Below are 24,746 nucleotides of genomic sequence, written 5' to 3'. Positions count from 1 at the left end.
GCACGCCCATCCTCATCAAGTGCCCACCAGCGCGCTCCCTTGGGAGCCCTCTTCCAATCAATTTGAGCATTCACCACAAGCACCTCCCTTGAGTTTCATCAATATCTTAGGCATCCAAATCAAAACAAGGAAGATTGCAGTTCGATATCGCATCCACTTGTTATTCGCGAAACGCAAGCTTGTCCCGGTAAAGCAAGCGTGCGGCTGCTCCTGGCACAAGTGGGCAACCGCACCGTCAACCGCTTTAGAACAACCCCGCCGGCTCGGCGCCGACATCCCAGCTCGAAATAATCACCTCATGGCGGCTCGCAGCCTCCAGGCCAACCGTGTACTGGATCGGCACCGTTTCGATATGGAATCCGTCGAACACCCGCCGGATCTCCGGGTGATCATTCAGGCTCAAGATCGCACGGCCCTTGAGCGTCCGCAGGCGCTCGGCCATCCTCTCGTATTGCTCGAACGGAAACGCAACGCCATAACCGGCCGTATCGAGGTACGGCGGATCCAAATAGAACAACGTATGCGGGCGATCGTAACGATCGATGCACTCAGCCCAATCCAGGCGCTCGATATACGCACCGGAAAGCCGCAGATGCGCCGCTGACAGATCCTCTTCCAGCCGAATCAGGTTCAAGCTCGGCGGGGCGGCCGTCCTCGTGCCGAACGTCTGCCCCTCCAGCTTGCCGCCAAAGCAACTTTTCTGCAGGTAGTAGAACCTCGCCGCACGCTGGATATCGGTGAGACTTTCCGGGACCGTCTGCTTGAGCCATTCGAACACCTGACGGCTCGTCAGCGCCCACTTAAATTGCCTTACAAACTCCTCCAGATGGTGCTGCACCACCCGATACAGATTGATCAGTTCCCCGTTGATGTCGTTGATCACCTCGACCTTGGCCGGCGGCCGAAGGAAGTACAGCGCCGCCCCACCCGCGAACACCTCGACGTAGCACTCGTGCGCAGGAAAACGGGAGATCAGGATGTCTGCCAGACGGCGCTTGCCGCCGAGCCAGGGAATGATGGGTTCCGCCATTGTGAAAGCCTTTTTTAAACTTGGTGTAGAATCCGGCCCGCCTACCGGTAGGTAACAGGGCCTTGGCTGATTCACTGGCCTGCACAGTGGAAAGGCGGCCGGCCGACGTGTTCCCGCACGTCGACCGGCCGCCCTGTTCTTCCTCAGCGCTTGCGCGCGATCAAAGTGACTTGTCCGCCTCCCCTCCTCGCACCACGCCCGCGCTCACGGTAATGTCCGGCGACACCGCGAAACGCGTGATCTCCGCCGTCTGCTTGTCCGCCCGCGACGACGAGCCGAAGAAATACTCCTTCGAGCCGATCACCATCGTGATCAGCACGCCGAGCAGCGTGTCGAGCGTGCTTTTCACGACGTCAGGCATCCGGATCTCGCCGATCGCCAGATAGAACTCCAGCCCGATCACGACGAACAGCGCCACGGTGTACATGTAAGCCAGGTTGCGAGCCGTGTGATCGTGCTCGGACGCCGCATACTGCCGGGCGCTCGCGCGATCGTCGGCCGCGACCTTGTCGGCCTGCACCTGGATCCCGGCCAAGTTCTCCGCATGCGCGAAACCCGCCTGCCGCATCTTCAGCTCGAAGTCTGCGTCGGCCTGCTTAAGCGCGAGAAGTTGCTCGGGCGTCACCGACTGACCAGACAGCGCCGACGTCACCGCCTCGACCGAGCCATCGCCCAGGCCGAGCCGGTCAGCAATCGCCGAGGCGGCCATCGCCGCGACACCCGGCACGCCACCCGTCAATGCCGTGACAAGCCAGGGCGCTACCGTTTTCAGGATATCGAGCATGCTCACACCCCCAGCGCGCGGTTGAGTTGCCAGCCATACTCGAACGCCTCGTTTTCCGGGCGGTGCTCGGCCAGCTCGATGTAGAACACCGACTGCTGCGCGGCGATCATGCCGTACAGAACACGATGGCCATCCGCCCCCCGCTGCTGCAGGAACGCCTGCAGCGCCGCGAGGGTCATCGGGCCGATCCCACCATCGGCCGCAATGTCAGGGAACGCCTTGCCGCCCTGGTTCAGCACGTTGAGCGCCCGCTGCATGAACTTCACCCCGGTGGCCGGCCCCGCGTTCACGCCGATGTCGAACAGCTTCTCGGCCAGCGTCGTCGAGATCGCGTCGATCTGGTCGAACTTCGGTCGCGACCAGTAGCGCGATGCGTAGATCGCGGCGGCCGTCGCACGCGGCATGTCCTTCATCGCGCCGAGGTAGCCGTTCGCCCGCGCCTCGGCGGCCGTGACGCCCCACATCGTCCCTTCCAGCTTGCCGAGATACCAGTTTCCGCGATCGTTCGGATCGTTCGAGAAACCGCCCTCGCGCCCGATCAGCGCGTCAATCTTCGCCGTGACATTCATGGTTTTCCCCCTCGGCCAATGGCCAGTTCCAGCGTTTCGATACGCTGCTGTTGCAGTCGATTGAGCACGTCCGCCTCGTTGACGTGCGTGAATACCCAGACGATCGAGCCGACCACGAAGGCTTGCACCGCCCCGAGGCCGATGCCGAGCACCCACACCGCGCCCGTCGCCCGGTTCCTCATCGCGTCGACCTTCCGGTCCACCTCGGCGATATCACCGGCTTGGTCGAGGCGCGCACGCTCCTCGGCTTGCGAGCGTGCCCACAGCAGCCCGACGTCCTCACGCACCGATTCCGCGCGCACGCGCATCTCGGCGAATCCGCGATCGAGATCCGCGAACGGCTGCACCGAGCGCTTGATGTCCTCCACGCTCGCCGCGACCGATCGCATCTGCTGCGTGAGCGTGGCGATCTGTACCGCCAGCCCCTCCTGCTTCTCGTCACCCATCCCACCCCCGTTAAAAAAAGAAAGGCCGCTCCGGTTGCCCGTGAGCGGCCTGCATCGTTCTCCTGCGGTGCGTTACTTCGGCGCCGGCACCACCAGATCGATTTTCTTGCCCGACTTCTTCTTATGCCCCACCTTCGCCTTGCCCTTGTTCCCTCCATTCAACGTCACCACCGTGATCCAGCCCCGCGAGGCAAACGTGTGTTCGACCGCCTCGATCAGAAACTCCCCGTCCACCCCCTCCTTGAACCCCTTCAGCGCGATTGTCTTTTCGGCGGACAGATCGGCCCGGCCACGCATCGTGAGGCGGCTCGTCGACGTGTGCCGGTTGAGCGTTTCGAGCCTCGACGTGGCCGCCACCTTTGCTGCCTGCGGACTGGCGAACGCATGGCGCTCGGTATGAACCGCGGCCGCCCCTTGCGGCGCATCCGGATTGGGAATCGTCAGGTCGATTTTCTTCCCCGTCTTGCGATCGTGAACCTTGGTGCGGACCGCCGCGAAGCTCGCGCGATCGGGGAAATTGATGTCATAGTCGAGCAGCAGCTCGGGCGTCAGGATCACCACCGGCAACGGCTTGCCGCTCGCGCTCTTGCCGCCGCCTCGGGGCAGCACGATCAGCTTGCCGGCCTTGACCGTCGCCGTCGCCCCATACTGCCGGGCGAGCCGCGTCACGAAATGCAGATCGCTTTCGCCGAACTGGTCGACCCGAGGCACCACCACGTCGACGTCGCACGCGGCCGACCATTTATTGCGGCGCGCGACATCGCCGACGATGTCGGCCAGCCGCACGTTCGACCAGCTCCCGTAGCGCTGCGTCTTCGACGTCGCCCGCATGTTCGCCGGCTTGCCGCGAAACACCACGCTGGCCGGCGGCCCACGCAGCCCGACCTCGTCGACGGCATACTCGCCCAGCATCGAGAGCCCCTGCCCCTCCCACCCCAGCGACACCTTGACCGTCGCGCCCTTGGGCGGGAATCGGATCCGGCCGTCGCGATCGTCGAGCGTGATCGTGCATTCGTCCGCATCCAGGCCCGGTTTGTCGACGGTCCGGATTTCCATCACCCGGTCCTGAATCACCTTCGTGACATCGTCGCCGTTCGCGATGATTTGAAAGATCGCTTCCATCGTGCCTCGCTATGTCCAGAGCGACACAGTTTCGTCGCGCGGCGCCTCGATATCCGGCATCACGATCTCGATGCCCGAGGCAAACGGCTGCGGCCTCGCGGCAAGGCCGGGATTCGCCTCGTAGACCGCCTCGACCGTGCCCTGCAGCGTCCCGTACACCCGATAGCACAAGGCATCGAGCACGTCCCCCTCAGACGTTCTTAAAATCTTCGCCATAGCGGCCAAACTCCACAGTGAAGGATTGCTTGCGGGGCAGGCCATCGGCCAGCATGGCGTCCTGCTCCTCCTCGATCGTCTGCAGCAACCAGCGGCCGAGCACGTCGCCACTGCCCGTCGTCAGGCGCACCGGCTTCATGCGGCTGCCGATCGCGCGCAGCTTGCTGATCTGCGTCGTGCCGGCGCCGAGAGCAGGGAACACGACGCCCGACAGGGTGATCGTCTCGCCGCCCTCGCTGACCGGCTGCAGCGCCTCTTGCCGGTTCAAACGCTCCTGCGTGGCCACCCGGTATCGCGTCGCTCGCCGCAGTTTCTCGAACGCCGCCGTCGACAGGTTGAAGTGGAATGCGCTGCCGTCGTCGGCCGCCATCGTCATCAGGTGCGGCGTGCTCGACGTCGCGCCATCGGCCAGCCCCGGTAGCAACGAACTCAGGCCCGTCGCCTTGACTGCATCGGCCACCGCCGAGTCCTTGATGCCGACCAAGCTCGAGAACTGATTTACCGCTCCGCCAAGCGCCGATTTGACGCTGTCGGCGGCAGAGCGCACGAGCGGAAAGCTCGAACTGTCCGCCATCTTCAGGATCGAGCCGACCGAGGCCTGCGTGGCGTTGAAGCTGCGCATCACGCTCCCGACTTGCGGGAACAGATCGCCCGCGACCGACATCGCGCTTTTGGCGCCGGTCAGCAGCTCGGCCGCGCTGCTGAGATTGCCGGTCGCGAGCTTCTGCAACGTCTCGACCGTCGTCGCGCTCGCGGCCCGGTTGCGGTCGGCTACGCGCACCATCTGCCGGACGCGCTCCGAGGCGACACTCGCCTGCGTCGCGGCCGACGTGATCTGTCTGATCAGGTCCATGCCTTACCCTCATAGATGCGGCGCATCGAACATCGCCGAAAAGTTAGTCGTCTTGCGCTGCTGCTCGGCCATCATCTGCGTCAACATCGGACTGACCCGCGCCAGGAATTTCTCGGCCGCGTCCGCCTCGTTGCTTTCCACGCGAACATGGAAGACGGGGGCGAATGTGTTGGTTTGCTCGACGCGCGGGCCGGCACGCGGCGGGGCACCCTCGCCGGCGGCGGTCGCTGCGGCTTTCGCAGCCGCCTCCGCGCTGGCGGGCGGCTCGCTCGACTTGTGCTCGAACACCTTGCGCGCGATGGCGCTCAGTGCCTTGTCGCCCGCGAAGGTGCCGATCGCACCGCCTATCACGCCTCCCACGGCCGCGCCGATGGGACCACCGAAGGCACCGACCAGGGCGCCGATCTTGGCGCCCGCGAAGCCCCCGGCAAGGCTCCCTGCGATCCCCGCGAACTGCGTCGCCTTACGCTCGCGCGTGTCGGTACTCGACGCCACGGCATACGCGTCTTTCGCTGCGAAGCCGACCTTCAGGATCGTCCCGGCCAGCGCGATCTTTCCAGCGTACGGCGCCACCTTGCCGAAGAGCGAGCGGCCGGCACGCAGGGCTCGACCGATGCGCCCTCCGCGCCCGGCGTTGCGCCCGCCCCCGCTGCCCTTGCCGCCGCCCGGCCCGTCGACCGGCAAGCCACCTAAACCGCCGCCGAGCCCGCCAGCGCCTCCGGGCATGTTGACGACGAACACACGCTGCACCCCGCCAGCCGCGCCTGCAAGCGCATCGAGGGCCTTGCCCGCTGCGCCACCCTTGCCTGCGCCACCACGGGCACCTGACCGGCCCAGGACCGTGCCGCGCGCGATATCGAACACACCGCGCCCGATATTCCAAAGTGCCTTTGCGCCGCGATAGGCCACTGTTGCCCCGGCGACACCGACCACCGCCGCCGTGACACCCGGCGCCTTGTCCGCCGCTTCGCGCACCGTGCCACCGAGCCCCTTTGCCGCCCGGCCTGCGAGATCCGTCACCGGCCGCAGCGCGTCGCCGATACTGCGCATCGCGTCGTCCCACTGCTGGCCGACCTCGCTCCAGATCTGTTTGGACGTCTCGCGGCGGGCTTCCAGATCCTTCTGAATCTCGCCGCTCGCCTTCTGCGCGTTGGTCTTCAGCTCGTTGTACAGATCGGCGTTCTGCATGTAGGCCGTCAACGCCGCCTTGACCTGCATGTCGTTGAACAGATCACCGGTCTTCATCGTCTCGGCGAACGCGGCCATCTGCGCTTGCCGCTTCGCCGGATCCATCTCCGCATTGAACTGTTTAGCGGCACCGGCCAGTTGCTTCGCCTTCTCCGGATCCACGCGCTCGATGTACGCGCGGGCCAGCACGAACGACGCCTCCAGTGTCGACCAGCCCTTGCCGATCGCCTCGCGCATCTTCGCCTGGTAGTCGACCCCGGCTTTCGCGTAGTTGCGCTCGGTCTCCCCCGAGCCGATCTTCGAAAACCAGTTCTTGAGGTTGTTCGCTGCCTCGTCGGCGTTACCGGCCGTCTTCATCTGCACCTGGAGCATGGCGCCCAACTGCGTGACGGAATCCAGCCCCGTGATACCGATCTTCTTCATTTCGGCCAGCAGCACCGGAAACCACCGCGCCATGTCGACAGACTCGAACGACCCTTCCTTGCCGAGGTAGGCGATTCCCTCCAGCGCCTGTGCCATCTGACGCGGATCGACAATCTCCGCGTTCTGCTGGAGCGCCTGGATCATCTTCGCCGTCTCGACCGGCGTCGCGCCCTGCCCGATCACGAACTTCGCGACGAGCGGCCCGAAGTTGAGCGCCCGATCGAGATCCATGCCCCCTGCCACCATCTGGTTGATGGCTTCCGCCAGCTCGTTGCGGCCGATCCCGTTGTCCGCCGCATCCTTGCGGATGCGCACGCCCATAGCCGCCTCTTGCTGCGTGCGCGCGATGCCGGCCTTGATCGAGATGTCGCGGATGATCGCCTGATAGTTCGCGGCGATCGTCGCGGGCACGGCCACCGCCGCCGACAGCTTGACCGCGTCGCCGATCACCCCGCGGCCCGCTTCCTTGCCCGCTTCCATCCGCTCGAAACCGGCCGCCTTCAGATCGAGCCCGCGCGCGGTGCGCCCGAGTTGCGCATACGCGCGATCGAGCTTGCTCACCTCGACCCCGGCATCGCGCAACGACTTCAGGTTGCTGTCCAGCTTGCGGCGGATGCCGTCCGCCGCACTATCCCCGGCGGCATGCAGTCGCCGGAACTCCTCCTGCAGGCGAACCGTCTCGCCGATCTGCCGCTGCCAGAGCCGAGCATCGTTCGCCCGCTTCTTCATCCCGTCGATCTTCGACGTCGTATCCGTAATCGCCTTGCCGAACGTCGCCGACACGGCGCCGCCGATCACGATGCCCAGGGCAATATCCTTTGCCATGTCCGCTCCCCTCAGTCAGTCAACCACCAGATCATGTCGTCGATCGTCATATCGTCGATCGACGCAGGCGACATGCCGAATTCAAGCGCGAGGCGCCTGGCCAGCGCCTTCAGCGTCTTGGCGTCCGTCTTGGCGTACGGATCGAAAGGAGTAGTAGGCGTCCTGCACGCGCGCGTAGTCGGCCATATCCATCTCCTCGATGTCGTCCGGCGACACCTCGGCGAGCGAGGCGAACAGGATCAGCTCCTGTTGCTCCTCGTCCTTCGGTGCGAGTTTCTGCGCACCGCGCATATCGCGCACCTTCGGGCGGCGCATCGTGAATGTGTCGCACTCGACACCGTTCAGCTTGATCGGGTAAGCCAGCGTGACGGTAACCTTGTCCATATCGTGTCCTCAAAGAGAAACGGCGAGCCATCGGCCCGCCATTGAGTGAAAAGTTACTTTGCTCGCGTCCAAACGAGCTACATGCCGAGCGCCTTACGCACCTCGGCCAACTGGTCGACGCCGTTGACCACGCGCTTGCACGCGAACACGTCGATCTCGTGAACCACGGCGCCGTCGATCTCCATCCGGTAGTAGTCGACGGCGATGGTGTATTTCGTTTCCGCCTTCTCGCCCGGCTTCCACTCACCCGGATCCACCTCGGTCAGCTTGCCGCGAAAGAACGCCCCGACGTACTTGATCTTGCCGTAGTGGTCCTTGAAGGCCGCACGGAAATTGCCGCTGAACGCGTTCCCGTCGAGGATGCCGAAATACTTCAGCACGTCGTATTCCATGGACGCCATGGCGAACGACGCTTCCAGCGCTTCCATGCCCTGGTCGATCTTGGACGGCGCATCCATCCCGCCCGCGCGGTAGTCGTCGGTCTTGAGCTTCAGCTTCGGCGGCGTCATGCTCGTCGCCCGGCCCGCGTACCCGCGACCGTCGATCGCCACCGAGCAGTTGTACAGAGTTTCCGGAACCATCGTCCCTCCCTTAGATCTGGTTATCGAGCACTTCGGTCATCCACTGATTGGTGACCTCGAAGCGGAAAATCGGGTTTTCGGCCGGCGGGACATCGGTAAAGCGGATGTTCCAGTACACCTTGCCGTCCTCCAGTTGGCTGGCCGTGTTCAGCTCGGGGTCCGGGTAGACCTCGAAATTGATCAAGGCACCCTGGCGCTTCAGATCGCGCATGAACGCCTGCAGCCCCTCCGTCACGTCGCTGACGTAGGTTGCCGTGATGCCGCGATCGACCGCCCACTTGTGGCCGGCCTGGACCGCGTCCATCACGATGTCGAGCGTGCGCACCCGCGTGACGAACTTCCACTTCGGATCCGCCGACAGCGTCCGGTTGCCCCACAGGCGATAACCGCCGTCGCGAATGATGGTCGCGATATTGGCGTTGTTCAGCAGGTTCGCGCGGCAGGTCTCGTCGCCGTCGAGGTATTCGATCGGCCGAGCCGTGCCCGTGATGCCCGTGATTTCCTTATTCGACGGCGATGCCCAGAAACCGATGTTGGCGTCGGTCTGACAGAACAGGCCGGCCGCGAACACCGAAGACGGCACGGCGACGTCGGCGTTGGCCGTCGTATCCCACATGGTCGAGCCAGGATCGACCATGTAGAGGCGCTTGCTGCCGAAGTTCTGCGCATAGGCAATCGCCGCCTCGTCGTCCTTGTTCGGGCCATCGATCACGGCGATACCGCGCAGCTTCGCGGCGATCTCGTCGGCCGCCGTCGCGACCGGCTGCTTGGCCGAGTGGCCCGGCGCGATCAGCAAACGCGGCTGCGCGTTGAATCGCGACTTCGCATCGAGCAACGCTTGCATGCCCGTGCGCGCTCCGCTCGCCGTCACACCCCCGATCACGGCCGAGGTGCGCTGCGCCTCGTCACCATCGGCCGGCACGCCCACCGCGACGATGACCGCGCGGCTCTGCGCGTAGATCGCTCGCGCGGCTCGCGCGATGGCGCTCGTGTCGCCGAACGCCACCACCGCATCGCGATAGCTCGTCAGTTGGACAGGCACGTTCGGCTGCGCCAGGCCCGCGCCAGGCGTGTAGGTATCGACAAGCCCCACCACCGACGACGACGGCACGGCGATCGTGCGCGGCCCCGAGTCGACGATCGTCGTCGTGATACCGTGAAAAAACGAGGTTGCTCCCATACGGGTCTCCAGAAATGAGAAAGCCGCCCAAGCGGGCGGCTCTGTGAAAGATCGGAACGGGGTCCGGAAAGTTACTTTTTACGGGTGCTGTCCGTCGTCGGCGCCGGATCCGCGTTGACCTTGTCGTCCACCGAATCCGCCTCGTCAGCCTGCTCCGCCTCCGCTTTCGCCGCTTCTGCGGCAGCGGCAGCGGATCGCTTGGCATCGACTTCGCGGCGGATCGCCTCGTCGTCCGGCTCGACCGGCCACACTGCCGAAGCAGGGAAGTCTGGCGCGTTCACCACGCGCGAGAGATCCATTTGGTACTTGGACCACGCGACGAACTGCGCTTCCTCGACATCCGACAGCACGCCGGCTGCGTGCGCATCGGCCCGGCCGTAGTTTTTCGTTTGCGCGTTCGCCAGCCGATGCTGGAATTCCGCCATCGCCCGCTCCTTCGCCTTGCGCGCCACGATGTCCGGATCGATCGCCCAGGTGCCATCGGTCCAGCGGTACTCGTCGGACGGTCGCGGCGTCTCCGTGAGGCCGGCATCGGCCGGCGTGACGCCCGCTGCCAGGATCTCGGTGCGCTCGCCGGTATCGGTTCGGTACAACACGCGCCCGCGATAGTCGGGCATCAACACCCAGGCGCCATCCTTCCAGAACGGCCACGTGAGCGGCTTACGGTCGGGGATCGGCGTGACCGTCGAGAAAGCCGGTTCGAGCCAGCGGCTATCGTCTTTCGGATCCGAATCAGCAAGCGTGCTGTTCAGGTATTGGCCCGTCTGTCTGTCGTAGTGGTTGCAGAGCATGTTTTCTCCCTTATCAATATGCGCGGATCATCGCCAGCAACGCGACGTTGCGCGGACGCGCTTCGGCGCCGCCATCGGCTTGAACACTGATCGCGTGTGCGTGCCTTCCCCCGCCATCCATGCCGATCGCGTGATCGTGCGTGCCGTTCCCAGCAATCGCGATGTTGGCCATCCCCTCGTCGGACCACAGGGAGGAAATGCGCCCGTTGTATGGCCCGATACCGCCGCCCGGTGCAAGACCCGATACCTGCACGGCGCCGGTCCACGTGACGTGCGCATGCGGCGTTTGATTGACGCCGTGATCGTGCCAGCCGTTCGGCGCACTCCAGACCTTGTGCCAGTGATCGTCGACCGTGTCCGATGACGCTGCGTGCGTGTGCGCCTGGTTCTGGCTGGCCTGGAACGAGCCGATCGCGCGGCCGGGATCCACGTCGCTGCGCCCGTCCGACCAGCAGCGCAGGAACTCGCCGCGCAGATCAGGAACGCGGAAGTACGTCTGCCCGTCTGCCGTCGAGAAGCCTCCCCAGCGGCCACCCGCATACTCGGCTTCCGACACCAGCGCACCACTGGCCTGCGCATAGGCCCACAGCGCCGGATAGTCCGCGCGCTTGTACTGCGCGCCGTCACACTTCACATAGCCCGCGCGCGTCGAGGTTCGCGCCTCCATGACGATCTGGCCGATCGCCGCCGTGCCGATTGCAGCCGTCACCCATGCTGTCGTCGCGAAACGCTCGGAGTTGTCAGCCTGCCCTGGAGAGGGGCCGGCCGCCGGGGCATGGAAATACGTCATGTCTGCTGCGAACGTGACGGTCGCCACGCTGTTACAGGTCACCCCGAAAACGCCGTCTTTCGCGTGATAGAGACCGGTATCGGGCACGCCATCGTTCACGAACGCGATCGAGGGGAATGCTGCGCTCCCCTCGTCGAGAAACAGACGCTGCCCGGCAGCGAAGGTCACATTGCCGCCAATCACGCCTCCCTTTTTGGTATCAAGAGGCGTCATATTCCCGCTATGCCAGACGAGGTATCCGTCAACGCGAAACGTCCGGTCTTGGGCGAGATACTGGAATGATCCGACTGTCGGCGACCACCAGCCGACAGAGGTCGCATTCGAATAGAAGTACCCATCCATGGGGCCGATTCGCGCGTGCCCCTCGTCCAAGCCGCGCCCGATCCACGCATCGCCAACAATCGTCGCGTTGCCGCCGATCGTCGTACCCTTGCCGGTTGCATCGATCGTGACGTAACCGGTCGACAGATTCCAGGCGAACGGCCGATAGTCATTGAATTGACCAGACGGATCGCCCTTTTTCGTCGACAGCAGGTAGACGTTCGTGCCGTCGTTGCGCAGGAAGGCGCCGTAGTCACCATTGCGTGCGCGGAAATGCGCACCGCCGGCATCCAGGGCATCCGATACGAATCCGTCTGCACGAACCGAGCCAGAGACTTGCAGCCGGCTCACACCGTCGCTGTTCCACGACCCGACCAGCATCCGGCCTTCACTCGTGACCAACGCCCGGCCATCCGCTCCGGCGACCAACACCAGATTGCCGCCGGCAACATTCGGCCCCACGTAGGTGTCGGTGCCGCGCGTCTCGAAGTGGGCAATCCCTTGCGCACCGATCTGTACGAGCCCATCCTTCGGCGAAAACATCCCGCTGTCCGCATCGCCGTCAAAGCCGTAACCGGCCCCTTGCGGATTGTTCGGTGCGATGGCTCCAAGCTTCCCGAGCAGCACGCCCTTCAGCGTGCCCCCTGCGACGGGCAGCTTGTCGGTGCCGAGGCCGGCCACCGTTTGCCCCATCGCGTCGACCCGCTTGTCGGTCGCATCAGCCCGATCCTTCAAGTATCGCGTGCGGCTCCCAAGTTGCTTTGCCTGCACGTTGTCGACACCATCGGGGCCGCCCTGCACCGGATCCGACGTCTCCAACTGGTAGATACCGTCTACCCAGGCACTGTCCTCTTTCAGATTGGCCATGTTCCGATAATCCCTCGTGTAAATTGCCCGTTGCGTGTCGCGACGCCGTTATGCCGGATCGCAACCTCGGAGAAGTCCAGCCATGCCAGCTTGCTACGGGCCGGCGCATACCGTTCAATCGCCCGCTTGATCTTCTCGCCCTGGTCGCGCGTCACGGCGCGATGCAGGGTGACGATGTATTCGGCCCAGGCGCCATCGCCGCCATGCAGATAGCGCCCATCGCGGCGGGCCGAGCCGTCGCGGCGGGACAGGCCCCGCCCTTCCTGAATGTCCACCTCGCCGAACCCGAGCCGCCGCACGATCTCCCGGATCGCCCACGGCGTGCCCTTGCGCCGGTAGATCGCCAGCGACGACTTGATCAGCTCGCGCCGCGCCTCGTCCGACTCGGCCAGCTCCCACCCGTCCACTTGAAGCGACCATGCCAGCCACGGCAGGAACGCAGACGGGCAGCGATCTGCGTCCCACAGCGTGCGGATGACGTCGGGCTCGACGCTCGGGCGCATCACCTGAGCGAGCGCCGCCTCAAGCGACGTTTGATTCGCGGGCAAGAGCGGTTCAGTCGTCATCTTTAACCCTCGCATTCAGCGTGATCGACGCGCACCGTGCGAACTGGTCGAACTCGCATTCGACGTCGGCGGCCGGCGTCATCAGATCGACTCGCACCACGCCCGACGACTTCGGATGCAACGCCCCCGTGATAGCCGAGCGCGGCATGCCGTTGCGCAGTCGGGCGCCATCGTTGACCGCGATATCGAGATCGAGGCGCCGCGCGGCGATCACGACCTCGGGGTCAGGGCCGCGACCGACATAGATATCCGCCACGATCGAATAGTCGACGGGCCGAGCGGGTAGCACCTGCACCGTATCGTTGAGCGGGCGCCGGTCCTCGGGCGTCAGGGCACGTTGAACCACATCGAGCAGCGCGGCACCTGGCACCCCGCCGTTCGATTGCGACTTCACGACCACGCGGACGACGCCTGGCACGCCACGATCGACCCGCACGTCCGCGACGTCGGCCGACGCGTTGAGCGCAATCGATCGGTACGAGCCCGCCGGCCCGGCTGTCGTCGCCTGCTCGATCGCCATCTGCGTGCGAAGGCGCAGGCGATCGTCTTTCTCGTAGGTCACGGGAATCGGCGGGCGCGCATCCGGATCGCCGGGATCGACGATCTCTTTCTTGATGTTCCAGAGCGCAGCGAGGTGTTCGAGATCGGCCCCGGTCGCGCAGGCGAGCAACACGGCCCGCCCGCAATCATTGACACGCGCTCGATACCGAACCTCGTCGTACGCGGCCAGTTCCAGCACCTTGACTACCGGATCCGATTCGAGCGCCGCCGTCCAGTCCGGGTAGATGCTCTTGAAGTAGGCCAGCTTCAGTTGGTACGTCGCCTCGAAGTCCAGCGTTTCGACGAGATCCGGGGGATCCATCGCCGAGAGATCGATCATGGTCATACCGTCACCTCGAACACGACATCGCCGTCGTCATAGCGACCGGCAATGAGGAAAGTCACTTTGCCATCGACGACTGACTGCACCGCAACCCGATCCAGCTTGATTCGCGGCTCCCATCGTCCGATCGCGCCGGCCGCCTCGGCCTGCACGGCCGAGATCCACCCGCGCGTCACGGGCAAGTCGACCATGGCCGGGAGATCCGAGCCATACTCAGGCCGCTGCCGCCGCGTGCCCTTGCGCGTGCTCAGGATGTCGCCGATGCTCTGCACCAGATGCTCGACGCCACTGATCAGCCGCCCCGAGCGGCGGCACATCCCGACCAGCGCCATCGTCACTGCTCCTTCGCCGGAATCCGCGTGAAACTCGGATTCGACTCCAGATAGGCGACGTGCTCGGGCGCCGTCACCTCGGCCTTGCCTGCAAGCACCGGAATGAACGAGCCATCCGGAAACACCACGACGCGGCTGCGATACTCGGCATCAACAAATGTCACCGCCACGCCAGCCGCCTGCTGATCTTCCTTTCGCATACCCACCTCACGAGAGCCCCGCTGTCATACGAGGCCCAAAGTTGCTTTGTTCAAACCGGAGCGCTCACCAGCTCCCCGTCTCCCTGCTCGCGATGCTGGTGCCCATGAACCGATGTCCCGGCGGCAAGCACGTCTGCCGTGAATTCCGCACCGCCGTCGACCTTCACCGCAACGCCCAGCCCCTCTCCCGGCCGGCCTTGCAGGCCGCCGTTGAACGTCAGCAGCCGCTCCGTCGTCGTGTTGCCCGTGAATGTCGAATCCGGAATGTCCGCCAGCAGCTTCGCGCTACGCAGCGTCGCGCCGTCCGCCTTCAGCTCGAACTCCGTGCCGCCGATGCGGAACACGATCCGACCGCCTGCTGGCACGGACAGCACGTATTCATGGCTCGCATGGTTGTACTGTTCGAATGCGCCGTCCGGGAAGTCGGTCGCCGTCTCATCCGGGCTCGTGCGGCCAGCACCACCGTGCTGATCCGTGTAGTAGCCCGGCGCCACGAACGCCCCAGCCAGATCGCCGGATGGCGCCCACAGCGCGACCTCCTCGTCGACGGACGGCGGACGCCACTGCCGAACCGCACCGGCCGCTCCAGCCTGCCATTTCAGCCAGTCGCTGGCCCAATCGCCGATGCGCACCTTCACGCGCGGCGGATCGTAGGTCACCGCCTCCACGATCGCCGACTGCGTCAGGCACGCCATGCGGCGATCCATTTCGCCCAGCTCGTAGTCGCTCACGGGTGCCCCTCCTCTGCGATTGCCACGTCGACGTAGTCGCCGCGATGCTCGGCGCCTATCTCCGGATAGACGCCCCAGCGGATCTCCCGGCCCTGCGGCGGTGGCTCGACCCTCTCGCCCAGGTCGAATTCATGCACCCACTCGACCAGCCACACCAGATAGGTATCGAGATCCGGCCGGAACGGGTCTTCCGCCGCCGAGCCGATCTGCTTGCCCGGCGTGATCGGCAATCCCCAGGTCTCGCCATGAACGGCGCGCAGCACACGGGCCGACAGCTCGCGCACCAGGATGTCCGCGCCAGGAACCAGCGGATCGACGACGATGCGGGCCTGCATCCGTCCGATCAACGGCACGCGCCCCGTGCCGTCGTCGTGCCCCGGCTCCAGCTCGGCCAGCTCGATCGCCACCAGCGGCGTCTCGATCGACTTCCCGATCTCCGGATACGCCAGCACCCGGTCGAGCCCGGCAAGCCGGCCACGCAGCCCGGATTCGATCGCGTCGTGTAGTTGCTTGAGGTTATCGAGCACGGCCTGCCGCCTTCTGGATTTCGTAGTTGACCTCCTGCCGTAGGACCGCCAGCAGCCTTTCCTCGCACGCTCGGGCGGCCCGTCGAAAGGCCGGATCGCCTTCATGCGCCCAATCGAACCGCACGACCTCGATCGGCGTGCGCCCCTTGCCGGTTCGGCGGAACACAGGGCCATCCGGCGCCTTCTCCGTCATACGCCACGCGCCCTCGAACAGCGTCTTGCCGGCGCGAATGCCCTTGCGCGTACGGCGCACGGCGCCGAGCCGGTGCGCCCCGATCGGATTGAGACCGAGCCACACCTTTCCGCTATCGGCGGATCGCATGTAGAAGTACGTCCGCTGTCGGATCACCTTCTGCTGTATCCCCGTCGCGCGGCCCACATCCTTCGCCGTCTGGCTCTTGATCCAGGCCGCCGTCTTCCGGAGCGTCCGCCGCCATGCCGACTGCATCGCGGCAGGCGGCAAAGCGGCGAGCGCTTCCAGCGCCCCCTTCACGTCGATTTCGACTTTCAGCACGTCCATGCCTTACCCCAAGATCAAGACCGTCCACCCCGTGCCGTCCGGCTGCAGTTCGTGCACGCGGTAACGGTTCCCGCCGGCCACGACGATGCTGCCGACCTTGACGACCGCGGCATCGGCGTCCGTGATATGCAGGACAGGCGCCACCAGTTGCGTGCGCCGTGAGCCGAGATCCGGCCCGAGCCACGGCGCCGCGAACATGCCCTGCACCGGCTTCCCGTCGATCGTGACGTCGTCGTCCGCCAGATCGCGCTTCACGGCGGCATCGACGTCCGCCATCAGATCGCGGAACCGCATATCAAGCCTTCAGCTTGACCAGCGCTTTCGGGCGCGTGCAGAGATGGATCGGGTTCGACTGCGCCTCGATGTCGATCCCCTTGCCGAACGGGGCCAGCTCCTGCTTCGCGTAGTACGGCAGGCCCGTCGTGTTGACCGCCTCGACGTAGTCGGCCGGCGCGAAGCGCGAGATGAACAGGTCGGGCACGCCTTCCGGCACGGCGTGCGCCTCGTCGTCGGCCACGTAGCCGACATCGCCGACACGCCCGCGATAGCGCTCGAACGTGCAGCCGCCGAAGTCGAGCGCGTCGCGCGCGTCGCCGCGCAGGGCCGCCGCCATGCTCGTCGCGAGGTAGGTTTCTTTCACCGTCTTCGCGACAATCAGCTTGTTCCAGAAGGTGCGGCCGCAGAGCACGCGCACGCCCGTATAGGTCAACGCACCGAGCGCATCCTCGATCGCGTCCTGCACCTCGCTGCACTTCAGGCGGATCTCCGTCTCGGGCTTGTCCAGCTCGAAGCCGATCACCGTCTGCTTGATGCCGAAATACTTCAGCAGGTCGATCAGCACGGTCTTGCCGTCCGCGTCGAGCACCGCGCCCTTGATCGCGCCGATGCGGTGGAACTCGTGCGTGGCGTCCAGTTGGCGCCGGAGCTTGGCGAGGCGCCGATTCACGACCGTCTGCAGCGCCTCCAGCTCGCTTTCGGAACCGAACGCGCGCAGGTTCTGCACCTCGTCCGCCGCGATGTAGCCGCGTTGCGGCAGATGGACCGTGTTGAACGGGATCATGCTGCGCTTGCTACCACCGACCACCGGGGCGGGCGAGCCGCGCTGACCGGCCGGCACGAGCGCGAGCGTATCGCCGTCGCGCTCGATCTGGACCGTCGTCGTCGTGATGCCGTCCTCGTCGAACAGCCCGAGCGTGCCGACCCGGCCCGGCACCGCCGGCTGATCGTTGATTGCCGCCGTGAGCGACGAGAGCGAGAAAGCGTCGTCTTGAAACAGGGCGATGTCCGCCATACAACCTCCAACCTGGGAATGGAAAAGAAAAAGGCCACGCGATGCGTGGCCTTCATGGGTCTGTCTTACTGCGCGATCAGCGAACAATCACGTGGCGATCCGCGAGATCGGTGCGCCCTGCTGCATCCAGGCCCGTCAGCAGGCCGCCCACGACTTCGGCGAGCCGGACAATGCCCGTCGCCGGCCGCGACTCTTCGGACGCCGCCAGCGGCGCGTAGAGCACCGCGCCCGCGACTTCCGAGCCGTCCTCGGCCTTGTTGTCGTACGGGGCATATTCGCCCGTGTTCGTCACGCCGAGCACCTGGCCGGCGGGCAACGCCGGCCCGGCCTTGACGACGATCTGCTCGCGGGAGATCTGGCCGTTGCCTTCCGACACCAGAAATTCGGCCGGGAGAATGCCCTGTTCCTTCACAATCGACATGGTTTGCCCCTCCTCATGGGACGTCAAAGTTACTTTCCGCCGTTGCGGCGGGCCGCGTAGATGGATGCCGCGCGCGGCGCGTTGGCGGCGACCACCGGCTCGCTCGGGCTGCTCGGCGTCTGCCTGGGATTGATATGCGCCTGCGAAGCCGTCACGCGCTCATAGAGCCGGGCGCGAACCTGATCCGGGCTCAGACCGTCCGACACGAAACCGGCCGTCAGCTCGGTCAGGTTCGCCGCCAGACAGATGCCTGCGATGTCTTGCGCGGTGCGAATCGCCGCATCCACCGTTGCACGATCCCGCAAGCCGGTCGCCAGCACGATGCCCTCGGCACAGTGTTCGATCCGCGCCTCGCGGCACGACGCGTACACATGCGAGGCTAGCGCCGCCACATTCGGCGGTTGAGGCGCAGGCGGATCCTGCGGGGCCGGTGGATCGACGGGATCCACGGGCGGATCAGCAGGCGGATTCGGCGGCGTCTCGGGCTCGCCATCGACCAGGGCGCGGATCTGCTCGGGCATCGCCGCGAACCGCGCGACGAGCGGCTGGGCGCCTGCGTATGCCGCGATCCGAATCGGTTCCTCGATCGTGTCGCAGAATCCCAGCTCGACGGCTTGCGCGGCCGTCAGCCAGGTCTCGGCATCCATCAGCTCGCGCACCTTGTCCTCGGTCTGCCCGCTGCGCTCGGCGTACGCCGTCAGCATGTTCGCGCTCGTGCTGCCGAGCAGATCCGCCAGCCGGCGCAATTCGCCCTCGTCGCCCGCCGCGAGCGTATGCGGGTTATGGATCATCAGCATCGCGTTGGACGGCATCACGATCTGGCTGCACCCCATCAGCACCAGCGATGCGGCCGAGGCCGCGATGCCGTCGACGCGACCCGTCGTCTTGCCGGGGTAGCGCCGCAGCAGGTTGTAGATCGTGAACGCGTCGAACACGTCGCCGCCCATCGAATTGACCGCGACGACGATCGATGCCGCTGTCGGGCCGACCTCGTCGAGCCGCGCCGCGAACTGCTCGGCGTCCGTGCCCCAGAAACCGATGTCGCCATAGATCCGGATCTCGACGTCGTTGCCGCCGGCCGCGTTCGCCTGCGCGCGGATGTCCCACCACTTCTTCTTGCCTTTCATTCGTCATCCCCATTCGAATTGCCGCCCGTATCCTCGACCGGCACCAGCGTGTCGTAGCGCAGCCCGAGCCGCTGCTCGCGCGCAAGGTCCGCCGCGTTCTCGTTGTCCACCTGCTCCGGATCGTCGCCCCGCGCGAGGACCGCGCCCGACCGGCTCGCCAAGCCTGAGCGGATCTCCATGCGCTTGGCCGTGACGTCCTGCACCGGGTGGATGTATGGCCAGCCTTGCGGCACCCACCGCACCCGGAAGTAGTCCCGGCGCCTGCGGTAGTAGTCCGGCATCGACATGGCCCCCGACAGCGCGCACGCATCGACCCACCAGCGCCAGACCGGGCGGCAGAACTGGTGGATGAAGACGTTGAACTGGATCTGCTCGACCGACCTCCTGAATTCGTTCAGGATCACCCGCAGCACCCGATCGCTGACGTCGCGCAGGTCGCCTGTCAGCACCTCGTAGGGCATACCGACCGAGGCCGCCGCCGCCATCAATTGCTGCCGCATGAAGGGCGCATAGTCGGTGCCGGCGCCCGGCGGCGACGCAAATCGCACGTCCTCGCCCGGCGCCAGTTCCTGCATGCCCCCCGGTTCGAGCGAGACCACCGGCGAGAAACCGTCCGCGTCGTAATCGACAGCGGCGCCAGTAATCGGATCGCCGATCAAGCCCGGCTCCGAATGCGGCTTGACGATGAAGCCGGCGAACAGATTGCTGACCTCTTGCCGGAACAGCACCGCATCATCGAAGTTGTCGAGCGAGCGCAACCGCAGTAGTACCGTCGACAGCTCGGGCACCCCGCGCACCTGTCCCGGCCGCAGCGCCTGGAAAACATGCGCGATCTGGTCGGCAGGCACGCGCACGGTCTGCATGCTCGGGAACGACGCGCGACCGTATTCGCCGGGATGCCGCCGATACAGGTGATAGGCGACGCGTCGGCCATCATGATCGAACTCGACGCCGTTGATGATCTCCCCGCCGGCCACGATCTCGTTCTTGTCCATCGGCAGCATGTCGCCTTCCAGTATCTGGATCTGCATCGGGACAGCCAGCCCGTCTCGCAGATTTCGCATTCGCCGGAGCACCAGCACCTCGCCGTCGCTGAAGAACGAGCGCGCAGCGAGGCTCTGCACACCCGCCAGATCGTATCGGGCATCGGCATCGATCTCCTCCCCGCTGTCCTCCCAAAGTTGCTTTTGCTCCTTGCGGATCGCGTCGATCGGGTGTTGCGGGTGCGCTTGGATGCCAGCGCCGATCGTGTTCGACACCAGCCGGCCGATGGCCGTCTTCGCCCAAGGATCGTTACGGATCGCATCCCGCGCACGCGCTCGCATCAGCGGCAGGTTCTGCACCGCCGCCGCGTTCGGCCCGGCGCCCGACACGCGCCACGCCTTCGCACGGGCGCCGACCGTACTGGCCGATTCGTACGCCGCCGCCTTCAGGCGAGTGGGAACAACAAACCCGCGCTGCGCGAGCGAAGAATAAGCGCGGCTCATCGCACCCCCTTGCCCGCATGTCGCAGGCGAAACATGCGGGGCCGGCCTGCCGCCCCGTCGAGCGCGCGCACGATCTCGGTTTGCGCGTCGCGCAGCTCGCTGATCGAGCGGTAACGCACGCGTCTGTCGGCGTACTGCACCTCCAGCTCGCCCTTGGCGATTGCCGACTGGACGCGCTCCAGATCCTGCCTCGTGTATGCCATGCTCTACCTCCTAGCGCCGCCCGAGATAGCTCGACCGGCCCATGCGACGCCCCTGAATGCGCGAAACCCCGCTCGGTGGCGGGGTTTCGGCGGGTTTGATTTGCTGCGGCACCGGCTGAGTAGGCACCGGCTGCGTCGGCGCCGGCTCCGTAGTCTCGGACGGCACCAACTCGGCCGGCGGATCCGGCACTTCCTCGATCCGCAACGCAGACGGCAGCGCGTCGAGAATCGGCACCGCCTCGAACAACGACGACTGCGAGATGCGGACCTGCTCCACGCTCCAGTGCGCTTCCGTCATCATGTGCGTTTTCACGCTGCGAGCCGCGTGCAGGGCGTAGACCTCGCAGTCCAGCGCCTCGTTTCGGGCGCCGGCTTTCTTCTGCCAGACTCGCTTCGAACCGATGCGCCCCGGAACCTTCACCTCGGCCGTGACTTGCGACAGGTAGTCGGAGCGCACCCCGACATACCAGTGCATGCGCCCCGGCCCCTCGCCGTCCAGCTTGAAACGATTCTCGAGAATCAGGTCTTTCGCCTTGCTCACGCCCACCATGAACGGGCGCAAGCCATACTTCGCCGCCTTGCTGTTGTTCCGCGTCGAGTCGACCGACTGCTTAGGTACGCTGAAAACCTCCGCGTTCGCATCGGTGCTGCCCTTGATCGCCATGACGTTCAGGCCAGCTCGCCGCGCGGCTCGCACGTACTTGTAGACGGCGTCCGACGTCGAGCCGTCCGACGAGTCGATCGACATCGCGCGGATCCGGAGCACACCGCCGGTCTCGTGGCGATAGCCACTCATCAGCATCTCGGTCAGCGCACCCCATACACCACCGTCGAGCGGATTCTCGTCTTGGTGCAGCACGTTGCCGTGGATCTCGTCCCATACGACCAGCCAGCTTTCCTCGCCCCGCCCCCATGCGCGCAGAACGAGCGCGATCCGATCGTGTTGCACGTCGACACCCAGCGTCAGCAGCAGACCGCCGGCCGGCACCGTGAATGCCGCGTAGGGCATCGCGCGCTCGGCCAGCTCATCCAGCTCAGGCAAGTCACTCTTGTACTTGTAGGGTCGCCCCTGCGAGTTGTTCACGAAGGCCCGCATTTTCGTGTCGTCGCCCGCGAGCAGCGCCTTCTCGGCCGTGAGCCACTTCTTGACCAGCTCCGCCATACGCGAGCCAGGGAATGGCGACACCAGTTCGTTGAGCCGGAAACCTGCCACGCCGAAAAACGGCGCCGTCGCCATCCAGCGCCCCTTACGCACCGCGCGGATCCGCGCAGCGTCGTCCCATAGCGATCCACAGTGCGGACAGACGTAGCGGGCCGAGTCGGGCCGCGCTCGTCCGAACACTTCATGCGGCACCTCGGCGTCGTCGCTCCACGTGACGTTTTCCCAGGCCAGCTCGTGCTCTTCGCCGCAGTCCGGGCACGGCACCAGATACACACGCTGATCGGATCCGCCATACGCCTGCTGGATGCGCGAGAAGCCGTCGACCGTCGGCGTGCCACCGAAGATCACCTTGCGCCGGCTGTCCGAATAGCTCTTGTTGCGCTCCTCCAGCAGGGTGATCGAGTCGCCTTGCTCGCGCACGTTCGCGTTCGCGTCGTCGGGCTCCTCCACCGCGACCACCGGGGCCGGCGTCGACTTCACGTCGTCCGGCGCGTTCGAAGTGATGAACTTCAGGAAGCCGCGCGGGTAGGTCTTGTGGTCCCAGAGGTTGTTCTTGTCGCGGGCCGCGTGGACCGGCAGCTTTGCCGACAGCCGGGGCGTCACCTCGACCATCGGCTCGAACTTCTCCATGTTGAACTTCTTGGCCGATTTCTCCTTCGCGAACATGATGATCATCGGGCACGGGTCGACGTCGATGCGCCGGCCGACGTAGTTCAGCAGCACGCCGTCCGTCCAGGCGACTTGCGCCGACTTCATGCACACGACTTTCTGCACGGTCGGATCGTCGAGCGCGTCGTGCATACCCAATACCCAAGGCGTGATGTTCGGGTTATACCGTCCCGGCGTCGCCGTCGCCTTCGCACTCATCCGCCGATGCTTGCGCGCCCATTCCGTCGTCCCGATCCGCTCGGGCGGGCGCAGCAGGAACGCCAGCCGACGAATCACCTCGCGGACCGTCTGACTCGTATTGAGAAAGCTGCTCAAGGCATCCATAGACATGCTCGTTTAGCCATTCAACGTCCACCTCGACGCCGTACAGCGTGCGTAGCTCCTGCACGATCTTGTCGGACAGAGCCAGCAGTTCGGTTTGAAATGCGCCGACCATCTGGCCGTACGCTTGTTCGAGTTGCGCCGCGTTGACCAACTGGCTGCGCTTCTCGGCCAGCGTCAGCAGCTTGATCTCGCGATCGACGCGCTCGGTCATCGCTCGCTCGGCCACCAGATCGATGCCGGTCCCGCTCGCGCGGCCGGCCGCGACCTCGCGCAGGTGCCGGATATATGCGACCCGGATCTCATCGATCGACGCCGCCTTGTAGTCGAGCCGGATCTTGTCGACGAACCGCGAAACAGCCGATTGGTCGAGATCCAGATGCTCGGCGATCTGTAGTTGAGTGGGCATGAATATGACCCCCCTTGGTATGTCGCCAGTAGAGAAAAAGCGCGGGTGCGAGCCCCCGCATGTCCGTCCTGCTGGGGGGTCCCCGCCCACTTTCTGAGCAGGGGTGCCCTGCCTAAAAGGTAGGCATGCCCGCTGCTGCCGCCCGCTCGGTCACGCCGGCCACGCCGGCCCGCTCCATCGCCCACGCGATACGATCAACCACATCGCCCAGGTCGAAGGTGCGCGCGGTAACGTAGTCCAGACGACCGTACTCATCCGATGCCGACCAGAACTCGTCCAGGCCCGCCCCTGTTGATTCGATTCGCATTTCGGCGCCCCAATGCAAAAAGCCCCGAGGGCTTTCGCGCTCAGGGCTTTGATATTCATTTCGTGAGGGCGAACGCCCTCCCAACAGTTCCCGACAGACAGTTATCGTTGTTGGTCGCGGCGCTCCCGCGATTCAGTACGCCTGTCGGGCGAAGGTTGCGACACGAGTATGCGGTCGCTCATGTGTCCAGTGACTCGGTAAAGGACATGCAGAGTGTAAGCGATCCGCTCTTGAAATGGAATACGTTTCATCCTCGCAATTGCCGACGCATTGTGTCGGATACCGAACCATCGACGCCATCGAGGAGCGCGAGCATGTCGTGGAAGCGCCACGACCAGTTGCGGCGATAGTCGATGAGCGAGATACCGAGTGCATGGGCTCGGCCCGCGTCGTCGATCTGCCGCTTCCCCGAGCCTGAACATTCAGGGCAAATGTGCCGGCCCTTCGCATCCGCGACAGGCGATGCCGCGATCCGCCCCATCCCGCCGCAGTCGTCGCATGGTTCGTATTCCCGAAAGACAACCGGGCCGCTACGCCCTTCAAAGAACGGAATGCGCTCCTCAGACACGCACACCTTTCCGCTTCCTCCACATGAATCGCACGCATGGGTCGCCGTCGTAACGGCACGCGCTCGACGCACGACGCCGCGCCCCTCGCACTCGACACACTGATCGTTCACCCACTCGTCCAGCAAGCGCAGCGCGAACCGCTCGACGATGTCGACGTTTGCGCGCTCGACAGCATGCCCGGAACGCTGATCGCGACGCTCATCGCGTGTATAGCCCGTGAATCGCGCCCGCTTGAACCTGCCCGACGTCCGGATCATCTGCGCCAACAGCAACGTTGCTCGTCGAATCATCGCTGGCGTCGCTTGCGGGCCGGCCTTGATTCGGGTCAGCAAACGACCGAGATCGTTCGCAAAGGCGAGTGCGCCCAAAGTAACTTTCGGATCGGCAATTGGGTCGGTGAACTGACCACGCACGCTCATTGCCACACCTGCCCGCTCCTTCAAATCGATCATTTCACTCTCCTATTCGTCCCAACGTCCCAATGTCCCAAAGAAAAAGGCTTGCAGGGGCGCGCGCCCGCGCGACATGCGCTGCCTACGTCGCGCACGTCGCAGGCACATACGCGCGCCCGAGGCGGGCTCTTGGGACGTTGGGACATTGGGACGTCCCAAGCGCGCCAAGGCCGGCGCCAAAGCGCGCCGGACATGCCGG

30 protein-coding genes are annotated in these 24,746 nt (G+C 65.3%); all 30 read right to left on the bottom strand.

Annotation, left to right across the window (positions count from 1 at the left end; all coding sequences use genetic code 11):
• Window positions 1-244: 244 nt before the first annotated feature.
• The 30 genes from F3J10_RS07325 to F3J10_RS07185 all read right to left on the bottom strand — a co-directional run bounded on the left by F3J10_RS07325 (window position 245) and on the right by F3J10_RS07185 (window position 24,547).
• Window positions 245-1,030, bottom strand: a complete 786-nt coding sequence (locus tag F3J10_RS07325) for a DNA adenine methylase (RefSeq protein WP_167241768.1) — start codon at window positions 1,028-1,030, stop codon at window positions 245-247.
• A 160-nt stretch (window positions 1,031-1,190) separates the two neighbouring features.
• Complete coding sequence (locus tag F3J10_RS07320) at window positions 1,191-1,814, bottom strand: hypothetical protein (RefSeq protein ID WP_186030892.1); 624 nt, start codon at window positions 1,812-1,814, stop codon at window positions 1,191-1,193.
• A gap of 2 nt (window positions 1,815-1,816) precedes the next feature.
• Window positions 1,817-2,383 (bottom strand): glycosyl hydrolase 108 family protein, encoded by a 567-nt coding sequence (locus F3J10_RS07315; protein ID WP_167241766.1) that lies wholly within the window; start codon window positions 2,381-2,383, stop codon window positions 1,817-1,819.
• Window positions 2,380-2,829: a hypothetical protein gene (locus F3J10_RS07310; protein WP_017918170.1), complete on the bottom strand. Its 450-nt coding sequence runs from the start codon at window positions 2,827-2,829 to the stop codon at window positions 2,380-2,382. Before F3J10_RS07310 ends, F3J10_RS07315 begins: the two co-directional genes overlap by 4 nt.
• 72 nt (window positions 2,830-2,901) lie before the next feature.
• Entirely contained in the window at window positions 2,902-3,951 is a 1,050-nt protein-coding gene (locus F3J10_RS07305; RefSeq protein WP_167241765.1) for a contractile injection system protein, VgrG/Pvc8 family, read from the bottom strand.
• Between the two features lie 9 nt (window positions 3,952-3,960).
• Complete coding sequence (locus tag F3J10_RS07300; RefSeq protein WP_167241764.1) at window positions 3,961-4,167, bottom strand: tail protein X; 207 nt, start codon at window positions 4,165-4,167, stop codon at window positions 3,961-3,963.
• Window positions 4,142-5,020 (bottom strand): phage tail protein, encoded by an 879-nt coding sequence (locus F3J10_RS07295; RefSeq protein ID WP_017918172.1) that lies wholly within the window; start codon window positions 5,018-5,020, stop codon window positions 4,142-4,144. Before F3J10_RS07295 ends, F3J10_RS07300 begins: the two co-directional genes overlap by 26 nt.
• A gap of 9 nt (window positions 5,021-5,029) precedes the next feature.
• Complete coding sequence (locus F3J10_RS07290) at window positions 5,030-7,456, bottom strand: phage tail tape measure protein (protein ID WP_167241763.1); 2,427 nt, start codon at window positions 7,454-7,456, stop codon at window positions 5,030-5,032.
• A gap of 81 nt (window positions 7,457-7,537) precedes the next feature.
• Window positions 7,538-7,840 (bottom strand): phage tail assembly protein, encoded by a 303-nt coding sequence (locus tag F3J10_RS07285; protein ID WP_167241762.1) that lies wholly within the window; start codon window positions 7,838-7,840, stop codon window positions 7,538-7,540.
• 77 nt (window positions 7,841-7,917) lie between these two features.
• A complete protein-coding gene (locus tag F3J10_RS07280; protein WP_013697850.1) occupies window positions 7,918-8,421 on the bottom strand; it encodes a phage major tail tube protein in 504 nt (167 codons plus the stop codon).
• Window positions 8,422-8,431: 10 nt separating this feature from the next.
• A complete protein-coding gene (locus F3J10_RS07275) occupies window positions 8,432-9,601 on the bottom strand; it encodes a phage tail sheath family protein (RefSeq protein ID WP_036035977.1) in 1,170 nt (389 codons plus the stop codon).
• Window positions 9,602-9,672: 71 nt separating this feature from the next.
• A complete protein-coding gene (locus F3J10_RS07270; protein WP_167241761.1) occupies window positions 9,673-10,392 on the bottom strand; it encodes a tail fiber assembly protein in 720 nt (239 codons plus the stop codon).
• A 13-nt stretch (window positions 10,393-10,405) separates the two neighbouring features.
• Window positions 10,406-12,370 (bottom strand): phage tail protein, encoded by a 1,965-nt coding sequence (locus tag F3J10_RS07265; RefSeq protein ID WP_167241760.1) that lies wholly within the window; start codon window positions 12,368-12,370, stop codon window positions 10,406-10,408.
• On the bottom strand, window positions 12,358-12,936 hold the full coding sequence (locus tag F3J10_RS07260; RefSeq protein ID WP_167241759.1) for a phage tail protein I: 579 nt from the start codon (window positions 12,934-12,936) through the stop codon (window positions 12,358-12,360). Before F3J10_RS07260 ends, F3J10_RS07265 begins: the two co-directional genes overlap by 13 nt.
• On the bottom strand, window positions 12,926-13,822 hold the full coding sequence (locus tag F3J10_RS07255) for a baseplate J/gp47 family protein (RefSeq protein WP_167241758.1): 897 nt from the start codon (window positions 13,820-13,822) through the stop codon (window positions 12,926-12,928). Before F3J10_RS07255 ends, F3J10_RS07260 begins: the two co-directional genes overlap by 11 nt.
• On the bottom strand, window positions 13,819-14,151 hold the full coding sequence (locus F3J10_RS07250) for a GPW/gp25 family protein (RefSeq protein WP_013698675.1): 333 nt from the start codon (window positions 14,149-14,151) through the stop codon (window positions 13,819-13,821). The genes F3J10_RS07255 and F3J10_RS07250 overlap by 4 nt, the downstream gene beginning before the upstream one ends.
• A 2-nt stretch (window positions 14,152-14,153) precedes the next feature.
• Window positions 14,154-14,351 carry a hypothetical protein gene (locus tag F3J10_RS07245; RefSeq protein WP_124076274.1) on the bottom strand — a complete coding sequence of 66 codons (198 nt, stop codon included), beginning with the start codon at window positions 14,349-14,351 and terminating at the stop codon, window positions 14,154-14,156.
• A 50-nt stretch (window positions 14,352-14,401) separates the two neighbouring features.
• Window positions 14,402-15,082: a phage baseplate assembly protein V gene (locus F3J10_RS07240; RefSeq protein WP_167241757.1), complete on the bottom strand. Its 681-nt coding sequence runs from the start codon at window positions 15,080-15,082 to the stop codon at window positions 14,402-14,404.
• Window positions 15,079-15,609, bottom strand: a complete 531-nt coding sequence (locus F3J10_RS07235) for a hypothetical protein (RefSeq protein ID WP_167241756.1) — start codon at window positions 15,607-15,609, stop codon at window positions 15,079-15,081. The genes F3J10_RS07240 and F3J10_RS07235 overlap by 4 nt, the downstream gene beginning before the upstream one ends.
• The gene (locus tag F3J10_RS07230; RefSeq protein ID WP_025099033.1) at window positions 15,599-16,129 is read right to left on the bottom strand and encodes a phage tail protein; all 531 of its coding nucleotides are present in this window, start codon (window positions 16,127-16,129) and stop codon (window positions 15,599-15,601) included. Before F3J10_RS07230 ends, F3J10_RS07235 begins: the two co-directional genes overlap by 11 nt.
• A 3-nt stretch (window positions 16,130-16,132) precedes the next feature.
• The gene (locus F3J10_RS07225; protein WP_015876664.1) at window positions 16,133-16,423 is read right to left on the bottom strand and encodes a hypothetical protein; all 291 of its coding nucleotides are present in this window, start codon (window positions 16,421-16,423) and stop codon (window positions 16,133-16,135) included.
• Window position 16,424: 1 nt separating this feature from the next.
• Window positions 16,425-17,420 (bottom strand): major capsid protein, encoded by a 996-nt coding sequence (locus F3J10_RS07220; protein ID WP_167241755.1) that lies wholly within the window; start codon window positions 17,418-17,420, stop codon window positions 16,425-16,427.
• Between the two features lie 76 nt (window positions 17,421-17,496).
• Window positions 17,497-17,841, bottom strand: coding sequence for a head decoration protein (locus F3J10_RS07215; RefSeq protein ID WP_013698682.1), 345 nt, complete (start codon window positions 17,839-17,841; stop codon window positions 17,497-17,499).
• A 29-nt stretch (window positions 17,842-17,870) separates the two neighbouring features.
• Complete coding sequence (locus F3J10_RS07210; RefSeq protein WP_167241754.1) at window positions 17,871-18,968, bottom strand: head maturation protease, ClpP-related; 1,098 nt, start codon at window positions 18,966-18,968, stop codon at window positions 17,871-17,873.
• Entirely contained in the window at window positions 18,965-20,455 is a 1,491-nt protein-coding gene (locus tag F3J10_RS07205) for a phage portal protein (RefSeq protein WP_167241753.1), read from the bottom strand. Before F3J10_RS07205 ends, F3J10_RS07210 begins: the two co-directional genes overlap by 4 nt.
• Window positions 20,452-20,658 (bottom strand): hypothetical protein, encoded by a 207-nt coding sequence (locus tag F3J10_RS07200; RefSeq protein WP_013698685.1) that lies wholly within the window; start codon window positions 20,656-20,658, stop codon window positions 20,452-20,454. The genes F3J10_RS07205 and F3J10_RS07200 overlap by 4 nt, the downstream gene beginning before the upstream one ends.
• 10 nt (window positions 20,659-20,668) lie before the next feature.
• Window positions 20,669-22,765 (bottom strand): terminase gpA endonuclease subunit, encoded by a 2,097-nt coding sequence (locus F3J10_RS07195; protein WP_345791192.1) that lies wholly within the window; start codon window positions 22,763-22,765, stop codon window positions 20,669-20,671.
• Window positions 22,650-23,219, bottom strand: coding sequence for a MarR family transcriptional regulator (locus F3J10_RS35965; protein ID WP_205200185.1), 570 nt, complete (start codon window positions 23,217-23,219; stop codon window positions 22,650-22,652). The genes F3J10_RS07195 and F3J10_RS35965 overlap by 116 nt, the downstream gene beginning before the upstream one ends.
• 112 nt (window positions 23,220-23,331) lie before the next feature.
• Window positions 23,332-23,526 (bottom strand): hypothetical protein, encoded by a 195-nt coding sequence (locus F3J10_RS07190; protein ID WP_167241751.1) that lies wholly within the window; start codon window positions 23,524-23,526, stop codon window positions 23,332-23,334.
• Between the two features lie 247 nt (window positions 23,527-23,773).
• Window positions 23,774-24,547, bottom strand: a complete 774-nt coding sequence (locus F3J10_RS07185; RefSeq protein WP_167241750.1) for a hypothetical protein — start codon at window positions 24,545-24,547, stop codon at window positions 23,774-23,776.
• Between the last annotated feature and the right edge of the window lie 199 nt (window positions 24,548-24,746).

This window comes from Burkholderia sp. Cy-637 (genome assembly GCF_011753175.1).
In the GTDB taxonomy this organism is placed as follows: Bacteria; Pseudomonadota; Gammaproteobacteria; order Burkholderiales; family Burkholderiaceae; genus Burkholderia; species Burkholderia gladioli.
This window is presented reverse-complemented; position numbering and strand designations above follow the sequence as displayed.

Bases quoted from the DNA above. Each gene is read 5' to 3' on its own strand.
- F3J10_RS07325 (WP_167241768.1), bottom strand. From the start codon at position 1,030: ATGGCGGAACCCATCATTCCCTGGCTCGGCGGCAAGCGCCGTCTGGCA.
- F3J10_RS07320 (WP_186030892.1), bottom strand. From the start codon at position 1,814: ATGCTCGATATCCTGAAAACGGTAGCGCCCTGGCTTGTCACGGCATTG.
- F3J10_RS07315 (WP_167241766.1), bottom strand. From the start codon at position 2,383: ATGAATGTCACGGCGAAGATTGACGCGCTGATCGGGCGCGAGGGCGGT.
- F3J10_RS07310 (WP_017918170.1), bottom strand. From the start codon at position 2,829: ATGGGTGACGAGAAGCAGGAGGGGCTGGCGGTACAGATCGCCACGCTC.
- F3J10_RS07305 (WP_167241765.1), bottom strand. From the start codon at position 3,951: ATGGAAGCGATCTTTCAAATCATCGCGAACGGCGACGATGTCACGAAG.
- F3J10_RS07300 (WP_167241764.1), bottom strand. From the start codon at position 4,167: ATGGCGAAGATTTTAAGAACGTCTGAGGGGGACGTGCTCGATGCCTTG.
- F3J10_RS07295 (WP_017918172.1), bottom strand. From the start codon at position 5,020: ATGGACCTGATCAGACAGATCACGTCGGCCGCGACGCAGGCGAGTGTC.
- F3J10_RS07290 (WP_167241763.1), bottom strand. From the start codon at position 7,456: ATGGCAAAGGATATTGCCCTGGGCATCGTGATCGGCGGCGCCGTGTCG.
- F3J10_RS07285 (WP_167241762.1), bottom strand. From the start codon at position 7,840: ATGGACAAGGTTACCGTCACGCTGGCTTACCCGATCAAGCTGAACGGT.
- F3J10_RS07280 (WP_013697850.1), bottom strand. From the start codon at position 8,421: ATGGTTCCGGAAACTCTGTACAACTGCTCGGTGGCGATCGACGGTCGC.
- F3J10_RS07275 (WP_036035977.1), bottom strand. From the start codon at position 9,601: ATGGGAGCAACCTCGTTTTTTCACGGTATCACGACGACGATCGTCGAC.
- F3J10_RS07270 (WP_167241761.1), bottom strand. From the start codon at position 10,392: ATGCTCTGCAACCACTACGACAGACAGACGGGCCAATACCTGAACAGC.
- F3J10_RS07265 (WP_167241760.1), bottom strand. From the start codon at position 12,370: ATGGCCAATCTGAAAGAGGACAGTGCCTGGGTAGACGGTATCTACCAG.
- F3J10_RS07260 (WP_167241759.1), bottom strand. From the start codon at position 12,936: ATGACGACTGAACCGCTCTTGCCCGCGAATCAAACGTCGCTTGAGGCG.
- F3J10_RS07255 (WP_167241758.1), bottom strand. From the start codon at position 13,822: ATGACCATGATCGATCTCTCGGCGATGGATCCCCCGGATCTCGTCGAA.
- F3J10_RS07250 (WP_013698675.1), bottom strand. From the start codon at position 14,151: ATGGCGCTGGTCGGGATGTGCCGCCGCTCGGGGCGGCTGATCAGTGGC.
- F3J10_RS07245 (WP_124076274.1), bottom strand. From the start codon at position 14,351: ATGCGAAAGGAAGATCAGCAGGCGGCTGGCGTGGCGGTGACATTTGTT.
- F3J10_RS07230 (WP_025099033.1), bottom strand. From the start codon at position 16,129: ATGGACGTGCTGAAAGTCGAAATCGACGTGAAGGGGGCGCTGGAAGCG.
- F3J10_RS07225 (WP_015876664.1), bottom strand. From the start codon at position 16,423: ATGCGGTTCCGCGATCTGATGGCGGACGTCGATGCCGCCGTGAAGCGC.
- F3J10_RS07220 (WP_167241755.1), bottom strand. From the start codon at position 17,420: ATGGCGGACATCGCCCTGTTTCAAGACGACGCTTTCTCGCTCTCGTCG.
- F3J10_RS07215 (WP_013698682.1), bottom strand. From the start codon at position 17,841: ATGTCGATTGTGAAGGAACAGGGCATTCTCCCGGCCGAATTTCTGGTG.
- F3J10_RS07210 (WP_167241754.1), bottom strand. From the start codon at position 18,968: ATGAAAGGCAAGAAGAAGTGGTGGGACATCCGCGCGCAGGCGAACGCG.
- F3J10_RS07205 (WP_167241753.1), bottom strand. From the start codon at position 20,455: ATGAGCCGCGCTTATTCTTCGCTCGCGCAGCGCGGGTTTGTTGTTCCC.
- F3J10_RS07200 (WP_013698685.1), bottom strand. From the start codon at position 20,658: ATGGCATACACGAGGCAGGATCTGGAGCGCGTCCAGTCGGCAATCGCC.
- F3J10_RS35965 (WP_205200185.1), bottom strand. From the start codon at position 23,219: ATGCCCACTCAACTACAGATCGCCGAGCATCTGGATCTCGACCAATCG.
- F3J10_RS07190 (WP_167241751.1), bottom strand. From the start codon at position 23,526: ATGCGAATCGAATCAACAGGGGCGGGCCTGGACGAGTTCTGGTCGGCA.
- F3J10_RS07185 (WP_167241750.1), bottom strand. From the start codon at position 24,547: ATGATCGATTTGAAGGAGCGGGCAGGTGTGGCAATGAGCGTGCGTGGT.